Source organism: Bacillus mesophilum (assembly GCF_008923265.1).
Taxonomy (GTDB): Bacteria; Bacillota; Bacilli; order Bacillales; family Cytobacillaceae; genus Cytobacillus; species Cytobacillus mesophilum.
Genome location: NZ_WBOT01000001.1, coordinates 773,599 through 789,033, shown reverse-complemented (window position 1 = coordinate 789,033; position 15,435 = coordinate 773,599). Strand labels below are relative to the sequence as shown.

Sequence of the window (15,435 nt, the reverse complement as noted above, 5' to 3'; positions counted from 1 at the left end):
ATGCAAATGTTTTTCAACAAGAAAAAAACCCGCCTATTGGCGAGTTTTACTCTTGAATCGTTATAAGCTTTACATCATCTATGTTAAAGCGATGAAAATGGTTTTCTATGCAATAAACCTCTACAAAACCATCTAAATCCTTTGTTTTACCGATGACCTCTGATTTATTTTCTGCTTCTACTTCTTCCGTTATGGCCAAATCTTTTTCAAATGTGTAGATAACTTTAAATGTTTTCATGTTCTCGCTCTCTCCCTTCATCACTCCTTTTCCCGATCAGGATAAAATAAAACTAGTTTTAACAGTTGTTTATTCTTTTTCAATATATACGGATCTTACTATGGTTCTAGTTATCTTTTTCCCTTGAGTATTCTTGCCTGTAACATCAATGGTCATGTTATAGACACCGGATGAGCGAATATTCGAGATTAGCTTTTGTACATCATTTGTCGTTTTTTCAGTAACAAGTTTACCTGTTTCGTTTATCACTTTAACATGGTAATGCACATTCTTTAATTTAGATGGGGAATAAAGAGCTAGTGAATTCTCTCCTTCTTCCATTTTACCTGGTAAACTCAAAGAATATTGATCTCTTTCATTAAGATTCCCAATAAAAAAGTATGCATCATTTTCTTCTTGTGTTGTAACCTGTAATGTCCATTCTCCTTCTTCCGCGGTAACATCAGCAAAAGCAGATTGCTGAGCACCGTGGAAAATGGAATATTCTTGGGTAGGTATATTGCTTTTTCTATAGATATTTCCTGAGGGTGAAACAAGACTTGCATTTAAATCTTTACTGCGGCTATACAATTGAAAGGATGGTTTTGCACTTCCGTCCATATAAAAAGGAACCTTTACTTTTTTCTGCTTCTGTAAAGGTGCTCCATGAATGAATTCTGATGAAATATCTGTAATAGGAGATGGTTTTTGCAGTTTTAAAGTCTGTGCTGATGCAATAGCTGAATTGCGCAAATAAGGTTCAATTCTGGAAAATACTTTTCCGCCGAAACGAATATGATCATGATCCAAACTTGAGTCTGTAAATAAATGAGTCGCATATGGCAGTTTTGTACTCCAGTCATTTACAAGGCCATCATTTGCACCGTGTGAGGCTAAATATTGTCCGCCCATCCATAGAGCAGAAAAGGCAGGGCCGCGGTTGGTTCCTGCAACAGTATAATAAGCATTTTTCCTGACATTGGCATGTGCATCTGTGTTTGCACGGAATTCAGCCATTTCCCCAGTCTGCAATGAAACTGTGCCCTCATCATCTTGACCTAATAGAGAACTAAGCCAGCCTGCGTACCAGCTATTGGCTAAATCAGCAAGGTGGGTCCCGTGGTGAGGAGATCCTAGTGTTATTACTTTTCCAACATAATGATGGGCATCAAAATGAACAAGCGCTGCCTGTGTATCTGGACCACCCTTGCTGTGAGCGACAATATTCACTTTTTGTCCAGAGAAATGGTCACTAATTTCAGCTAACATTTCGGCTAGTAGTTCTCCATTGTCATATTGTGTTGCCGAACCATTTCCCGCAGCATCATGCAGCTGCACGAAAACCGTTCGATAGCCAGCTTCATACGCCTTTGTGTACATATCGTTCACACCATGATGCTCCGTTTCTCCATACCAGCTGCTTGCACTTCCATTCCTGCCTTGAACAAATACAATTGGAGGTTTATTCTTTTCAACATTAGGCGGTGTATTGCCAAGAAACCACTCACCAGGAGTAAAGCTTTCGTCAGGCGGGTTTAATTTCCCCATTGGCTGGATTGTACTTGCTGATGATCGTGCCGGGCTAAGAGCAAACAAAAGCACTGCAAAAAGAACAGCAATAAATAATGGCTTTCTCATTTTCCATCTCCTCTCAAGATACAATGACATTCAACCATATGCAAAAAGAGAAGACAATCTTACTCCTATTAAAAAAATGAGAAAATAACCTAGATGAAGAATATCACAAATAGGTGATTTGGCACCTTTTTAACATTATAGGACGTTCATCTGCAGGTAATTCTTTTCTGCAAATATAAAAAGAGACAGGAATCTTTTCCTGTCCTTTAATGTATCTCCGAGGCAATGGCTGAAAGTTTGTCAGCGGAAGCGGCAACTTCATCAAAAGCATTGCCGATATTTGCAAGCACCTTCGTAAACTGAGACACTTCATTTTCAATTATATTATTTTGCTTCATTGTTTCATTCATCGTCGTCAATATTTCAGTAAAATGATGCTTTGTCTGTTCCATTCCCTGATGGCCTTCTTTAACAGAATGGCGTATATCTGCTAGTGAATTGTTTAGAAGATTCATTTGAGAGTTAATACTGTTAATAAGAGTGGAAACTTCTAAGACCGATTTTTTCGTCTCGTCAGACAGTTTTCGGACTTCACCGGCAACAACAGAGAATCCCAGTCCATGCTGTCCAGCCCTCGCCGCTTCAATAGCTGCATTTAGTGATAATAAATTTGTCTGATCTGCAATGCCGGTAACCATACCTACAATCCCTTGCATCTGTTTGGATATGCCTAATAAAATTTCAATATCCTTTGAAATTTTAGAAACAGCAATTTCGATATTAACCATATTTTCATTCTGCTGCTCAAGCTGACTGCTTCCCAATTCTGCCCTGTTTTCTGCGATTGTCGATAATTCACTTCCCTGCTGGGCTACCTGAACAATATAATCGGATTGCTGATGAAGCAAATGGAAAGATACTTGTGTATCTTGTGATATCGCAGCGAGATTATGTGAGGAGTTTGTCACATTATCAACAAGAATCTGTTTTTCCTTGTCAGCTTCAGCCTGAATTCGACGAATTTCATCATCATAAGCTTCTAGCACAACCTGTTGTTCTAAGTTAAAAATTTTTGTAACAGCTTTCATTTTTATAAAGATTTCCTCTTTATCCGACACATTTTCTTCTACTACATTCATAATAGATATAAGTAAATTTTGAAAGGCGCCTAAATACCATTTTGTTGGCAATTGGATTTTGACATGCATATTGGCAATTCTTCTGCGCATATTTATATAATTTTCGTCAACAATTCCATTAAACATTTCAAAAATATGGCGCTGCAATGTAACTTTTAAACGTTTAATTGAACTATGCTGCTGAATAATTTGCGCAAGCAGCGGCTCTTTTTCTACCTTCTCATAAAATTCATCCACAATCTTCATGATTTGCTCTTTCACCAATGGCTGCAGTGATACAAGCTGCTGCAAATCATCATCAGTTAGACCAATCATCTCAACTTGTTTATTGCACCCTCTATTTACACTAATAGTTACATTAACATTATGATTATCTTGATTTACGATCTGTTTCTTTCTCTTAAAAATCAAAGGAATCCCCCATTCGATTGTACCAGGATAATAGTAACAAGTTTTTTAATTGTCATTATAAATTAGAAAGTTACTACATGTAAATATTACCACATAACCATTTAATAGGTCTTTAGGATTGTTTTTATAAAGCCTTAGCTTCTGTAAAAGTGGTACTTATTATATGACATGCAAAAAATAAGAATGCCCATTAAATGGCATTCTTATTTTTGGTTAATTCATATGGTTTTTTCAGTCACTTCAAGTCGATAGTCTAAAGGATCAGCTTCTTTTAAAAATAAATTTGTACCTTTGGTCTGATAGAGATGCAGCTCATGCATTGCCCTAGTGCAGGCAGTGTAAAACAATTTACGCTCACGTTCCATTTGGTAGTCATCTGCATCTATCACGATTACAGCATCGAATTCTATTCCTTTTGCCAAATAGGCTGGAATTATTTGAACCCCCTCTTCGTATTTGAGTGTGGTTTTGTCAATCAGACTGACAGTGATATTCTCTTTTACATTCTTATAAACTATAGTGCTTTTACGCGCTGTTTTACTGATAATCGCAATGTTTTTAAAACCTTTTTGCTGCAAGTCATGAATGTCTGCAATCAAGGATGAGTATAAATAATCTTCCTCTACTGTTTTGATAAGCGGCAATTCGCCTTCCCGATCAAACGGTTCAATTAGGTGACCATTCGGTATTAAACTTGCCGTAAATTGACCAATTTGCTTTGTCGAGCGATAACTTTTTGTCAGTGTTAAAAATTCGGCTTCTTCACCAGCAAAAATCGTGCTGCGATCTAAAGAATGCCAGTAAATTGCTTGGTTAATATCACCTAGTAAAGTCAGCTTGCTGTATGGAAATAAATATCGCAGGTAAGCAAACTGAAAAGGTGAGTAATCCTGTGCCTCGTCGATAAAGAGATGCTTAATGGAACCATTGGTTTTTCGGCCTTCAATTTGATCCTTTAAATACAAAAATGCAGTAGCATCCTCATAAGATAAAGTATTCTGCTGTATCTCACTAATCGTTTTTTCTCTCATATCTTTCCAAAATAGCGTGTCATTGTCTCTTGAAAATAGTTCTGCATAAAGTTTCTTTAAATCAATAAATTTAAGTTTTTTCACTTGATTTTTTAAAGGCCTAAACCTTTGGCTGACAACCTTTTTAATTAAATATTTCTCTTCTTGCTCAACTTCAGTGAACTCTTCATCCTTTTTCTGCAGATGCTGAAATGCCTCTAAATAATCTTCACGGTCCAATAGCTCAATTTCTTCCTGAACCCATGAAGCTTTCCGTTCTTTCTTCTCCAATTGACGAATTTCCTTTAAAAGCCACTCCTGTAAAAGCTGAATTCGATTTGGTATTGGCAGTGTATGATCATATTGGTAAAACTGCTGGTATATTTCTTCGGAACCAATCAGCTTGCGTCCCAGAAATACCAAGTCATTGAAGATAAGTCCTTTGTTAGATAAGGATACGATAAATTCGTCAACAAAGACTTTAAAAGCTATTTGCGACTTATACTGAATTTCTTCCAGCCTTCGTGTAAGATCGTGTGAATCTGAAGATATCAAAAGCTCTTCCAGCTGTTTGAATGGATCTTCAATATCAAAACTGCCCGATAAACGCCTTTTTAAATATTCCTGATAGGTCATTTGCTCCGTGTTTTCTTCTCCAAGTTCAGGCAAAACACTTGCAACATAGCTGTTAAACAAAGGGTTAGGTGATAAAAATAAGATATTGCTTGCCTGCAATGTATCTCGGTGGCGGTATAGTAAAAATGCGGCTCGCTGCAGAGCTGCTGAGGTTTTTCCGCTGCCGGCAGCTCCTTGTACAACAAGGATTTGATTTTTTTCGTTGCGAATTAAGGCATTTTGTTCTTTTTGTATTGTGGCAACAATGCTCTTCATTTTTGCATTTGCCTGGCCTCCAAGAACTTCTTGAAGCATTTGGTCTCCAATGGTCAGACCTGTATCAAACATAGCAGATATGAGTCCGTTTTTAATCATAAATTGCCTTTTTAATGTCATCTCACCATGAATCATGCCAGATGGTGTTTTATATTCGGCTTCACCTGGTGAATAATCATAATACAGGCTTGAAATCGGAGCACGCCAATCATAAATTAAAAAATCTTCATTATTTTTATCCATAAGGGAAGCAATTCCAATATAGATCGGCTCAGGAGAACTCTCTCCATCTTCATGAAAATCGATTCGTGCAAAATAAGGTGAATCTTCTAATCGCAGTAAGGTTTTTAATTGCTGATCAATAATGCCCTTGCTTCGTTCACGCTCAGCTAATAGTTCAGCCTGCTGCTTCATGCTTGTAAAGGTTTCAATAACATCATCAGGTTCATCTAAGTTTACAGTAACATCTTCCCAGAATGTTTCCTTTAGATACTTTGCCTCTGAACCGATTACGTCTGTTAAACCTGCATGCTGCTTTATTTTCTCCTTAATTTCCTTCACTACGAGATTGACTCTTTGCTGTTCTTCCTGCTTCTTTTTCAATTCTTCGCTCATGCTACCGCTCCTAATATGAAAATTTTAAAGCAAGATGGTTGACATTCATTTGTTTTTGTAGTAAAGTATAATTAGATACTTATGAATGAAACCACTTTTTTCTTTAGTCCGTTTATTATCATACCATATTGTTGATTAGTATTCAACGTTACATACTAAAAAGCGCCTGTTCAAATGAACAGACGCTTTTTTATTCTTTTCTAAGCACAGCCCTTACTGGACTTCCATCTGCCTTTTCTATTTTGAGTGGCATTGCAATTAATTCATACTCACCTGGCTCAGCCTCTTGTAAATCAATTGATTCTAAAATGTGAATGCCTTTATTATTTAATGCATGATGAGCAAGCATTTCCTTGCTGTTAAGCGGATCAACCGATGGAGACTCTACTCCAATTAGCCGGACACCCGAAACGGCAAGATAGCTCGCCGCTTCAGGGGCTATACAAGTATATGTTTCAGGAAATATGGCTGGAACTGGCCATGATCCAGTTTTAAACAGCAGCCTCTCACATCCTTGCAGGTTATGTTTTTGGAGATCATCTACGGTTATAAATTCCTTGTTCACTATCTCAATGACAAGAGCTTTCCCTATGTATAAGGATAAATCTAACTCTTCAATTCTCTTCCCTTTTTCATCAAAATGAAATGGCGCATCTATATGTGTGCCGGTATGCGTGCTCATGACAACTCTGCCAACATTCGCTGAACCATTTTCAGCCAGCGTTGAGCTGATTTCATATGAAAATGGTGTATCACCTGGCCAAATAGGCATTCCGTTCTTCAGGCTTCTTGTAATATCAATAATGGACATGTGATATCCTCCTTAAGACGATTTTTACTTAAAAATCTTCCTGGTAAAATAATTGTTAGAAACTTTATCTGGATTGGTACGTCTATTTAATAAAAGGAGCTGAATTAATGAATATAATAGAGTACATTCAAAAGAATCAACAAGATAAAAGACTTATTATAGGGATTGATGGTTTAAGCAGGTCTGGAAAAACCACCTATGCAAAACATGTTGAAAAAGAATATCTGCTTTATCTTATTCAGTATTTGTTTTACATATTGACGATTTTATTACATGCAGAGCAGAACGGTATCATACAAACTATGAACAGTGGTACGAGTATTTTTTCTTGCAATGGAACTCAAGTGAACTAAAGAAAAAATTATTTGATCAAGTAGGTTCAGCTAGTGTGCTAAGATTACCTTTCTACGATAGCATGTTAGATAGACAAATACAAAAAAAAGTAGATCTTAGCCACAGCGACATCATCATTATCGAAGGTGTCTTTTTACAGCGGTCCGAATGGAGAGAGTCATTTGATTATTTACTTTATATAGATTCTCCTCGAACTACTCGATTTCAACGAGAAAATGACGAATTGAAAAAGAATCTTAATAAATTCAAAAATAGATATTGGAAAGCAGAAGATTATTACATAGACAATATTAATCCAGCTAAAAAAGCAGATGCTATAATTTCAAACTAATAGATTGTTCATAATACCAAACAAATAATATCAGAAATTATGCCGAACTCATAAGGAAGCTTTCAATATTTCAAACTTACCATGCATCTGCCGTAGGACCTACAGCAAATTTTCTTCTGTTTTTATAAATATACTTATTTAACTCTTCATAATGCATCAGAAAGATTAAACTAATTCATTTTTGACAATATCATATTTCTTTTTGGAAATACTCATTTGCCCTATTATACCTTCTTTCATTATCATAATACTGAATAAGGCCGGCAATAAAATAAAATACAGGCAAAAATATAATAAAGAACAGCAGGAAAGGAATATTTACTTCACCAGTATCTTGTCTAAATAAACTTACAGGTGTCAATCCATAAGCAAACACTGTTGTGAAATTAGCAACGAATATTAATAGAAGTATCGATCGAGCGCCTTCTCTAAGCACAATTGTCCAATAGTCTTTCTCTCTTGCTTTTTTCCATCTCCGCAGAAATTTCCGTTCAAAATGTTCATGTCTAATTACGCGATAAAAGGATACAGGCAGCAGCAAAACAGCTAAAAGATAATAGAATGGCAAATAGTAGATTGGCATAATAAGTGGCAAAATAAGCATAGCAATAGAGGCTGTTAAGAGTACGACAAGTTTCATTTTTTGCTGAATTATGATCATCTCCTATATAGATCTAGTTATAAAGGGTAAAATGAGTGAAAAAATAGACAAAATAAAAATCAACCAAAAGGTAACTGAATGCATTCTTTCATTTAAGAGGATTGTTTTTCTTTTAAAAAGTAACACACGGAGTATGGTAAATGAACATAAAAGGAAAAAAGCTAGAGCAAAAGAGATTATTCCAACATCCCCCACATATTCTATTCCAAATAACTCATAAAGCATCCTAAGTCCATAATGGGCACCAGTAAAACCAATGAGAATGAAAATAAGGATTTCAAACAGAGTTGCCAAGTACAACTTTAGGTGCATGATCCCTACCCCCTATACCTTAACTTTAACATAACAATGGAAAAAAGGTCATCCATAAGAATGACCTTTTCCTTTACGCTCCATTATATTCGTCTTTAATTTCTCCAACAATTTCTTCTAAAATATCTTCCATGGTAACAAGACCTGTTGTTTCACCTTTTCCAGAGATGACTAGGCCAATGTGAACGTGGTTCTGCTGCATTTTCAGGAGCACTTCTTTTAATGAGATACTCTCAGGGAATCTGGGAATGTCATGTATGAAATCTTCAATCGTCCCATTTCTTCCAGCAGCAATACTTGTCATCATCTCTTTTGTATGAATAAAGCCAATTACTTTATCATTAGCTTTAACAGGATAACGAGTGTAATCATTTTCTTCCAAAACTTCCATCATTTCTGTAAAAGCCATGTCTTTGTTTAGCATCACAATTTTCTCTTTGGGAATCATGATGTCTGAAAGTGAGCGTGTATCAAAAGCAAAGATATTTTCCAAGTAAGAAAGTTCGGTCTGGTTAATCTCGCCGCTTTCGTAGCTTTGTGTCACAATTAGTCTTAGTTCTTCCTCTGAATGGATCGTTTCATGGCCAGCTGGCTTTACACCAAACAAACGAAGAAGCCAAGTAGCAGATCCATTCAATGCTTTAATGAATGGGTTTGTAATCCTGCCAAACCAATACAAACCTGGTGCAAGCAGAAGTGTCATTCTTTCTGCATACTGGATCGCCAGTGTTTTAGGTGCTAATTCTCCTAACACCACATGCAGAAATGTAACAATTGCTAATGATATAGCATATGAAAGAAATGTTGCTAATGCCTCTGATACTTCAAAACGTTCAAATAATGGATGAAGCATTCTTTCGACGGTCGGCTCACCTAAAGCCCCAAGAACAAGTGCAGTAATGGTTATACCAAGCTGACAGGCAGATAAGTAATAATCAAGCTCATGTGCCACTTTTTTTGCCAGAACTGCTTTCTTATTCCCTTCAGCAATGAGCTGATCAATCCTGGACATCCTAACCTTAAGGATCGCAAATTCAGCTCCTACGAAAAAGGCAGTCAGTCCGATAAATACGGCCACTAAAAATAAATTTAACATTATTAATCCGTCCAATTATTTCCCTCTCCCTGAGGGATTCACCTCCAAGTTGTTTACGTTTATTGCTATGGTTAATTAGTTGAAGTTTCAAGCATGACTACTTTCACTTGAAAGTGATCCATTTCAATGATAGTCCAAGTGTTAGCAGCATGTGTAAAAGTATCTCCAGATTGTAGCAGATCAACTTTTTGATGCTGCAGCCACCCTCCTATTGTCGCAATATCATCACTCTCTTCAAATTTCAAGCCAAATTGATCTTCAAGATCAACAAGCAGCGTACGGCCATTGATCATGTACTGATTATCACCACTTTGAACGATTTCTTCATCTTCATCTGCATCAAATTCATCACGAATTTCACCGACGATTTCCTCTAAAACATCCTCCATTGTGATAACACCAGAAGTTCCGCCATATTCATCAATGATAATAGCCATATGAACTTGTTCCTTTTGCATTTTTAATAATGCATCCTGTATTCTTGCTGCTTCAGGAATAAAAGGCAGATCTCGAACAAAATCTTCAATATTAATTGATTTACCAGCTGCAATAAGCGTTAACATCTTTTTGACGTTGACTACACCAATAATGTTATCTTTATCGCCACCCTCGATAACAGGGTAACGTGTGTAATTATGTTCATCCAAAACAGCCACAATTTCTTGCTGTGTCATATCTTTATCGAGTGTGATTAGTTCTATACGTGGCACCATAATGTCTTTAGCAATACGCTCATCAAAAGCAAAAACATTTTCCATGTACTCTAATTCAGTTTCATCTATTTCTCCGCCCTGGAAGCTTTGGGCCATTACAATCTTAAGTTCATCTTCTGAATATGCCTGGTCATGACCAGCAGGCTGGACGCCAAAACCTTTTAATAATAATCTTGATGTGCCATTCAGAGACCAAATAAATGGGTACATGATCTTGCCAAACCAATATAGCGGTGCTGCAAGAAGCATGGTCATTTTTTCGGCAAATTGAATGGCAAGTGTTTTAGGTGCCATTTCCCCCACAACAACATGCAAGAAGGTAACAAGCAAGAAAGCGATAGCATAGGAAGCAACAGAAGAAGCAGGCTCGGTTAAATTGATCCAATCAAAGACTGGGTACAGTAAGCTTTCAACGGCCGGCTTTCCTAATGCCCCTAATCCTAAAGCAGTAACTGTAATACCTAATTGACATGCTGACAAGTAATAATCAAGATCACTTGCAACTTTTTTTGCCATAATTGCCTTCTTATTTCCTTCAGCAATTAACTGGTCAATGCGCGACATGCGAATTTTTACGACTGCAAATTCTGATGCAACGAAAAAAGCTGTCGCTGCAATTAAAATAACAAGTAAAATTAAGTTTGTAATGGTAATTATGTCCAATTATTTCCCTCGTATGAGGGATTCACCTCCATATTAGTAAATCGCTGATAATTTCTTTAATGTTCTTTTCATTTGCTCCTGTAGATTTAAGCAAACTTGTTCTCTCTCTTTATCAGGAAGCTGATCAAGGGATTCCTCAAGCAGATGTATTTTTTCATTAAGAGAAGAAATTTTATCTTCCACTTCTTTAATGATCAGATTCGTTTGCTGATCTGATTGTATATGTTTTTTTATTTCATCTAAGGACATCTGCTCTTTTTTCAACTTTTTTATTTTTTCAAGAGTTACAAGTGCTTCTTCAGGATATAAGCGGTAGTTTGAACTTGAACGCTCCACTGGCAATAAGTTATTCTGTGTATAATAGTCTATCGTTCTTGTTGTTAAACCGCTTAGTTTTGCTACTTGGCCAATTCTCAGCAAGGATTTCCCAAATGGCACACCTCCTTAAAGTTCTCGTATCTATGTATCTATAACGTTATACATTTTATAACGCTGCTCCTATTATTATGCTTTTTTATAAAAACTTCACCTAACCATCACGAGACAGTTATGAGAAGAATTATACATACATGATCGTTTTATTTCAACAATTATGCTAAAAATGCTATGTATTTGAATCATTAACCTCTATTTCTTAAAATGAAACAGGTTCCGATTATAAAAAACAGTTAATCTCATGGTTAAGAAAAAACCAAGTTTAATTGTAAAAATGAAAAGACATAAAAAAACGGATGATTAGAAAAATATTTTTTCTAATCATCCAGATTTATAAAATGACTGAATACTTATGTCCCAGTCCCAGCTCATTTATTGATGCAGCAAATCCTCTAATACACTTTGAACTTTTACTCCTTCATCAAAATCAACTAACAGTGAAATTTCTCCTTTTGTACTTTTTATCAATTCATAAACAAGGTCATATTCTTTTTCACGACTTACTTCCAGAACTTCACTATTTGTATCCTTCTTGCTTTCTGAAAGGATGCTCCAATTGACTAAGTCAATGGTTCCTTTTTCTCCATATACTTTGCATGATAAATGTTCTTTTTGACCAATCCCGCTAATGCCGCTGAAAAGAACAGGGATTCCGTTTGCTGTTTCCAGTCTGCTGATAAAGCCTGTCTCGCATTTTGCCGGATCTTCAGGATAATCTGGGAAACTAGCAGTCACGTGCAAGTCACCAAGGATATACTGCAGCATTTGTATGTAATGCGGCGCCACTTCACGGATAAAGCCGCCTTGTTCCCTGCCTGCTATCCAATCGTTTTGCTGCCAGTGACGTGGCCATTCAGTAAATTGAAAATTAACTTCTACTTTTTTTAACTCACCTATCGAACCATTCTGTATTTTTTCATTATATAGATGAAAAACATTGCTATACACCATTGGAAAATTGATTGCATGTACAATCCCGGCATTCTTAGCAGCATTGGCCATTTCCTCTGCTTCTGCCAGTGAATTTGCAAGCGGTTTTTCACATAATAAGTGCTTGCCAGTACTGATAATATCCAGCGCAATTTGGTGGTGATACTTAGGAGGGACAGCCAAATAAATAAGAGTGATCTTATCATCTTTTAATAATTCCTGGTAATCTGTATATAGAGACACATCTGGCAGCTGACTTTTTAACGTGTTTAATCTTTCTTGATTTTGATCACATAAACCCGCTATTTCTACCTCTTCATGCTGCAGAAATGTATTTAGCAGCCTTTCTCCAATTGCTCCTATTCCAATAATTCCGATTCTTAACATGGTGCACCTGCTTTCATATGTTCATTATGAGTATTATACTATGTAATCAAAGAATTCTGAACAATGGAAATAGGAATTGTCTACAAGAATTGATAACTTATTTGTCTGTTATCTTAATTACATCAAAACCAAATGCGATTTCTTCTAAAGTTTCTCCTCCTATTTCTATGTTTACGCGATCCAACTCCTCTCCACCGAGTTTTTCGTAAAAAGTTACTGTAGGATTATCGGCTAAAACAAAAAGCATGAAAGAATTTATGCCCTTTTGGCTCAAGGCATTTATACAATGTTTAAAAAGAGACTTTCCAATTCCTTTTCCGTGTTCTTTTTTTAGTAAATATAGTGTATATATTTCTCCATGATATCCTTTATACTTGGCTGTCCTTTCGTTTCCGCAGTTGGCAAATCCAACAATTTCCCCGTGCTCGTTTTGTGCAACATAAACTGCAGTATTCGGAATCATATTATTCCACAGCTTTTCTCTGTTTTCATATGAGAGAGCTTCCAGGTAGGCTTTCGGTACAATTCCGTTATATGTTTCACGCCAGCTATCTACATGAATTCTGGCGATCGCCGGGGCATCTTCTATGACTGCTTTTCTAATTTTCATAAGCTTCTCCTTTATTTATCCGTTTTTAAAACGCCTAAATATTCAACCCATGGTCCTACATCTGTTCGATATCTTTCAGCCATAATTCTAGCTATTTGCGTAATATGAGTTAAATCATGAACTGCCCAGGTTGAAATAAGCTCACGTACTTTTACTGTTCCGAAGGCAGGGTGGTAGCCAGTTTGTTCTAGCAGTTCTTCAGAAGAAATCAGTTCTTTTAAGATTTTTATATTTTCTTGTCTTAGCCTTTTAAGAAAGATTAAAGCTTGTTCTACTGTAGTGCTTTGGTTGTGTAAATGAGCAAAGCGGTCAAATGCTGGAAACGCCTTTTTATCTCCTTCCTTGATAATAAACCGCAGCCGCGGAATCCAATTGGATTGCTCACCTTCAATTAAATGAAGAATGACTTCTTTTACATTCCATGTGTCATGACCTTCGTTACAATTCGTCCATTGATCGCTTATTCCAGTTAAAAAAACATCTAACATATTTGGTGTTCTTTCTAATATCTCAATGGCTTCATCAAATTTAAAATTCATAAATCTTCCCCCATCTTTCAACTATTATATTTTCGTTTATGTATAAATAGATACTTGAATATATAAGAATCTAAAATATAGCAGCGAGCAGAAAGGTTCACATAAAACATTCCCAGTTGTTTAACTCAACAATTTTTTGTAAGAAAAGATTATTAAGCCGCAAATAATTGCTGCCGCGATAAAGGTAAATACATAGAAGAAGGGTGAAACTGCTCCGCCGAAAGCTACTTCATTGGGGATTGGTTGAGGATTGTTCCACATTTTCTCAATATCTGGTTTGTAATATTTTGTTTTGATATATCCCGCTATTATATTACCAATTATATAAATGAAATGAATAACAAATGAAAAAACAATTGATAGAATAATCGTCTTCAACTCATCACACATCCTCTCGCTTATCCTCTTCCATATTAACCCAAACGTAACACTTTGGTAAATAGTACTTGTGCAAGCTCTCCGCTTTTGGGGTAAACGAAAAAAAGAGCCGTATTGGCCCTTTACAATTTAAATGCTATTCGTCTCAAAAAGAAAGGCATAAACAATCCCTTCTTGTACTTTATATAGCTGCTTCTTCAAGTAATCCTTCAATAGCAGGTTCCATTTCATACGGTTCAGCCGTTGATTCATATCGTTCAATGACATTGCCCTTACGATCTATCAAAAACTTTGTAAAATTCCACTTAATTGAATCTCCTGCTAAATAGTGGGGATAGCGAGTATTCAGAATAGACATCAACAATTTAGAGACCGGATGATTTAAGTTAAATCCATCAAAAGGTTTCTGCTCAGATAAATATGTAAATAATGGATGAGCGTTATCACCCCGAAATACTCAGGCATAAATTATAAACCAAAATATACTTTTTAAAAAATAAAACCTACTTTGGATGATATTTCATTAAAGGTATATATTACGATATTTCATTAAGTTCCATTGTCAATCGAATCATATCAACACAGTGAATACCGTTCTCCATAATCTTTTCTTTATAATGCTTACTAAAATAATTATGCTGTATATAATTTAATCTAAATCCGCACTTTTGATAGAGTGCCAGCTGATGAATACTTGAATTGCCTGTGCCAATTTCTAAAGTATAATATCCAAGTTTTTTTGCCAATCTTATAGCGTGTAAAATTAATGTTTTTCCTATTCCTTTCCCCTGATGTGCTGCAGCCACGGCAATATTAACAATTTCAGCCGTATGCGGACGCGTTTCGAGCAGCACATATACACCGACTGTTTCATGCTCCCATTTCACTATATAGCAAATACCTCTTCGCAAGTAAGATAAAATCATTTCCTGTGAAGGATCTGCAAGCAGCAGTAAATCCATCGGTGCCGCATCATTGACGGCTAGTTGTTTGATTTCCATTCTAACACCCTCCTAAATAATGTTAATCTAATGAACCTATACTAATCTTTACATAAATACTGTCACAAAACTACTATTGACAAAGTTTTCCTCTTCGTCATATAATACAAAAAAAATCAATAATTAAAGCGTTGATGAGGACATGAATCTTTTTCAATTTTCTTAAACAGAGAACGAGGTCAATGGCTGGAAGCCTCGAGAGAATAAAGAAGATTTACCGCCTCCTGAGCTGTTATGGGGAATCATCATTTTTGTGAAACCATAACCGGGATACCGTTATGAAATGAAGCACAGCTGCTTTTGCTGTGGAATTTGGGTGGAACCACGACCGTACTCGTCCCTTTTAGGAGGAA

15 protein-coding genes and 2 pseudogenes are annotated in these 15,435 nt (G+C 36.2%); 2 read left to right on the top strand and 15 right to left on the bottom strand.

Annotated elements, in window-relative coordinates; all coding sequences use genetic code 11:
• Nucleotides 1–46 precede the first annotated feature (46 nt).
• From F7732_RS03930 to kynB, 6 genes and pseudogenes are all read right to left on the bottom strand, one after another.
• A complete protein-coding gene (locus F7732_RS03930) occupies nt 47–238 on the bottom strand; it encodes a hypothetical protein (RefSeq protein ID WP_066451609.1) in 192 nt (63 codons plus the stop codon).
• Between the two features lie 69 nt (nt 239–307).
• Nucleotides 308–1,855 carry an alpha/beta fold hydrolase gene (locus F7732_RS03925; RefSeq protein WP_151572334.1) on the bottom strand — a complete coding sequence of 516 codons (1,548 nt, stop codon included), beginning with the start codon at nt 1,853–1,855 and terminating at the stop codon, nt 308–310.
• Between the two features lie 206 nt (nt 1,856–2,061).
• A pseudogene (locus tag F7732_RS23385) lies at nt 2,062–2,592 on the bottom strand (methyl-accepting chemotaxis protein); the annotation flags it as partial.
• Between the two features lie 237 nt (nt 2,593–2,829).
• Nucleotides 2,830–3,345, bottom strand: a pseudogene (locus F7732_RS23380) (protoglobin domain-containing protein); the annotation flags it as partial.
• Nucleotides 3,346–3,563: 218 nt separating this feature from the next.
• Entirely contained in the window at nt 3,564–5,861 is a 2,298-nt protein-coding gene (helD, locus tag F7732_RS03915; protein WP_151572333.1) for an RNA polymerase recycling motor HelD, read from the bottom strand.
• Nucleotides 5,862–6,051: 190 nt separating this feature from the next.
• Complete coding sequence (kynB, locus tag F7732_RS03910) at nt 6,052–6,672, bottom strand: arylformamidase (RefSeq protein ID WP_151572332.1); 621 nt, start codon at nt 6,670–6,672, stop codon at nt 6,052–6,054.
• Between the two features lie 107 nt (nt 6,673–6,779).
• Here kynB and F7732_RS22950 point away from each other — a divergent pair, with 107 nt between their 5' ends.
• Together F7732_RS22950 and F7732_RS22945 are read left to right on the top strand one after the other, a co-directional pair.
• Nucleotides 6,780–7,025: a hypothetical protein gene (locus tag F7732_RS22950; RefSeq protein ID WP_240056519.1), complete on the top strand. Its 246-nt coding sequence runs from the start codon at nt 6,780–6,782 to the stop codon at nt 7,023–7,025.
• Entirely contained in the window at nt 7,001–7,357 is a 357-nt protein-coding gene (locus F7732_RS22945; RefSeq protein WP_240056518.1) for a nucleoside/nucleotide kinase family protein, read from the top strand. The genes F7732_RS22950 and F7732_RS22945 overlap by 25 nt, the downstream gene beginning before the upstream one ends.
• A gap of 190 nt (nt 7,358–7,547) precedes the next feature.
• Here the strand turns inward: F7732_RS22945 and F7732_RS03900 are convergent, their stop codons facing one another.
• The 9 genes from F7732_RS03900 to F7732_RS03860 all read right to left on the bottom strand — a co-directional run bounded on the left by F7732_RS03900 (nt 7,548) and on the right by F7732_RS03860 (nt 15,082).
• Nucleotides 7,548–8,018, bottom strand: a complete 471-nt coding sequence (locus F7732_RS03900; protein WP_151572331.1) for a hypothetical protein — start codon at nt 8,016–8,018, stop codon at nt 7,548–7,550.
• Between the two features lie 385 nt (nt 8,019–8,403).
• Nucleotides 8,404–9,441, bottom strand: coding sequence for a hemolysin family protein (locus F7732_RS03895; RefSeq protein ID WP_151572330.1), 1,038 nt, complete (start codon nt 9,439–9,441; stop codon nt 8,404–8,406).
• A 56-nt stretch (nt 9,442–9,497) separates the two neighbouring features.
• The gene (locus F7732_RS03890) at nt 9,498–10,802 is read right to left on the bottom strand and encodes a hemolysin family protein (RefSeq protein ID WP_151572329.1); all 1,305 of its coding nucleotides are present in this window, start codon (nt 10,800–10,802) and stop codon (nt 9,498–9,500) included.
• A 33-nt stretch (nt 10,803–10,835) separates the two neighbouring features.
• Nucleotides 10,836–11,240, bottom strand: coding sequence for a MerR family transcriptional regulator (locus F7732_RS03885; RefSeq protein WP_240056517.1), 405 nt, complete (start codon nt 11,238–11,240; stop codon nt 10,836–10,838).
• A 369-nt stretch (nt 11,241–11,609) separates the two neighbouring features.
• Complete coding sequence (locus F7732_RS03880) at nt 11,610–12,554, bottom strand: Gfo/Idh/MocA family protein (RefSeq protein WP_151572328.1); 945 nt, start codon at nt 12,552–12,554, stop codon at nt 11,610–11,612.
• Nucleotides 12,555–12,651: 97 nt separating this feature from the next.
• The gene (locus tag F7732_RS03875; protein WP_151572327.1) at nt 12,652–13,164 is read right to left on the bottom strand and encodes a GNAT family N-acetyltransferase; all 513 of its coding nucleotides are present in this window, start codon (nt 13,162–13,164) and stop codon (nt 12,652–12,654) included.
• 11 nt (nt 13,165–13,175) lie between these two features.
• The gene (locus tag F7732_RS03870) at nt 13,176–13,703 is read right to left on the bottom strand and encodes a DinB family protein (RefSeq protein ID WP_151572326.1); all 528 of its coding nucleotides are present in this window, start codon (nt 13,701–13,703) and stop codon (nt 13,176–13,178) included.
• 120 nt (nt 13,704–13,823) lie between these two features.
• Nucleotides 13,824–14,081 carry a hypothetical protein gene (locus tag F7732_RS03865; RefSeq protein WP_151572325.1) on the bottom strand — a complete coding sequence of 86 codons (258 nt, stop codon included), beginning with the start codon at nt 14,079–14,081 and terminating at the stop codon, nt 13,824–13,826.
• A 536-nt stretch (nt 14,082–14,617) separates the two neighbouring features.
• Entirely contained in the window at nt 14,618–15,082 is a 465-nt protein-coding gene (locus tag F7732_RS03860; protein ID WP_151572324.1) for a GNAT family N-acetyltransferase, read from the bottom strand.
• Nucleotides 15,083–15,435: the final 353 nt, after the last annotated feature.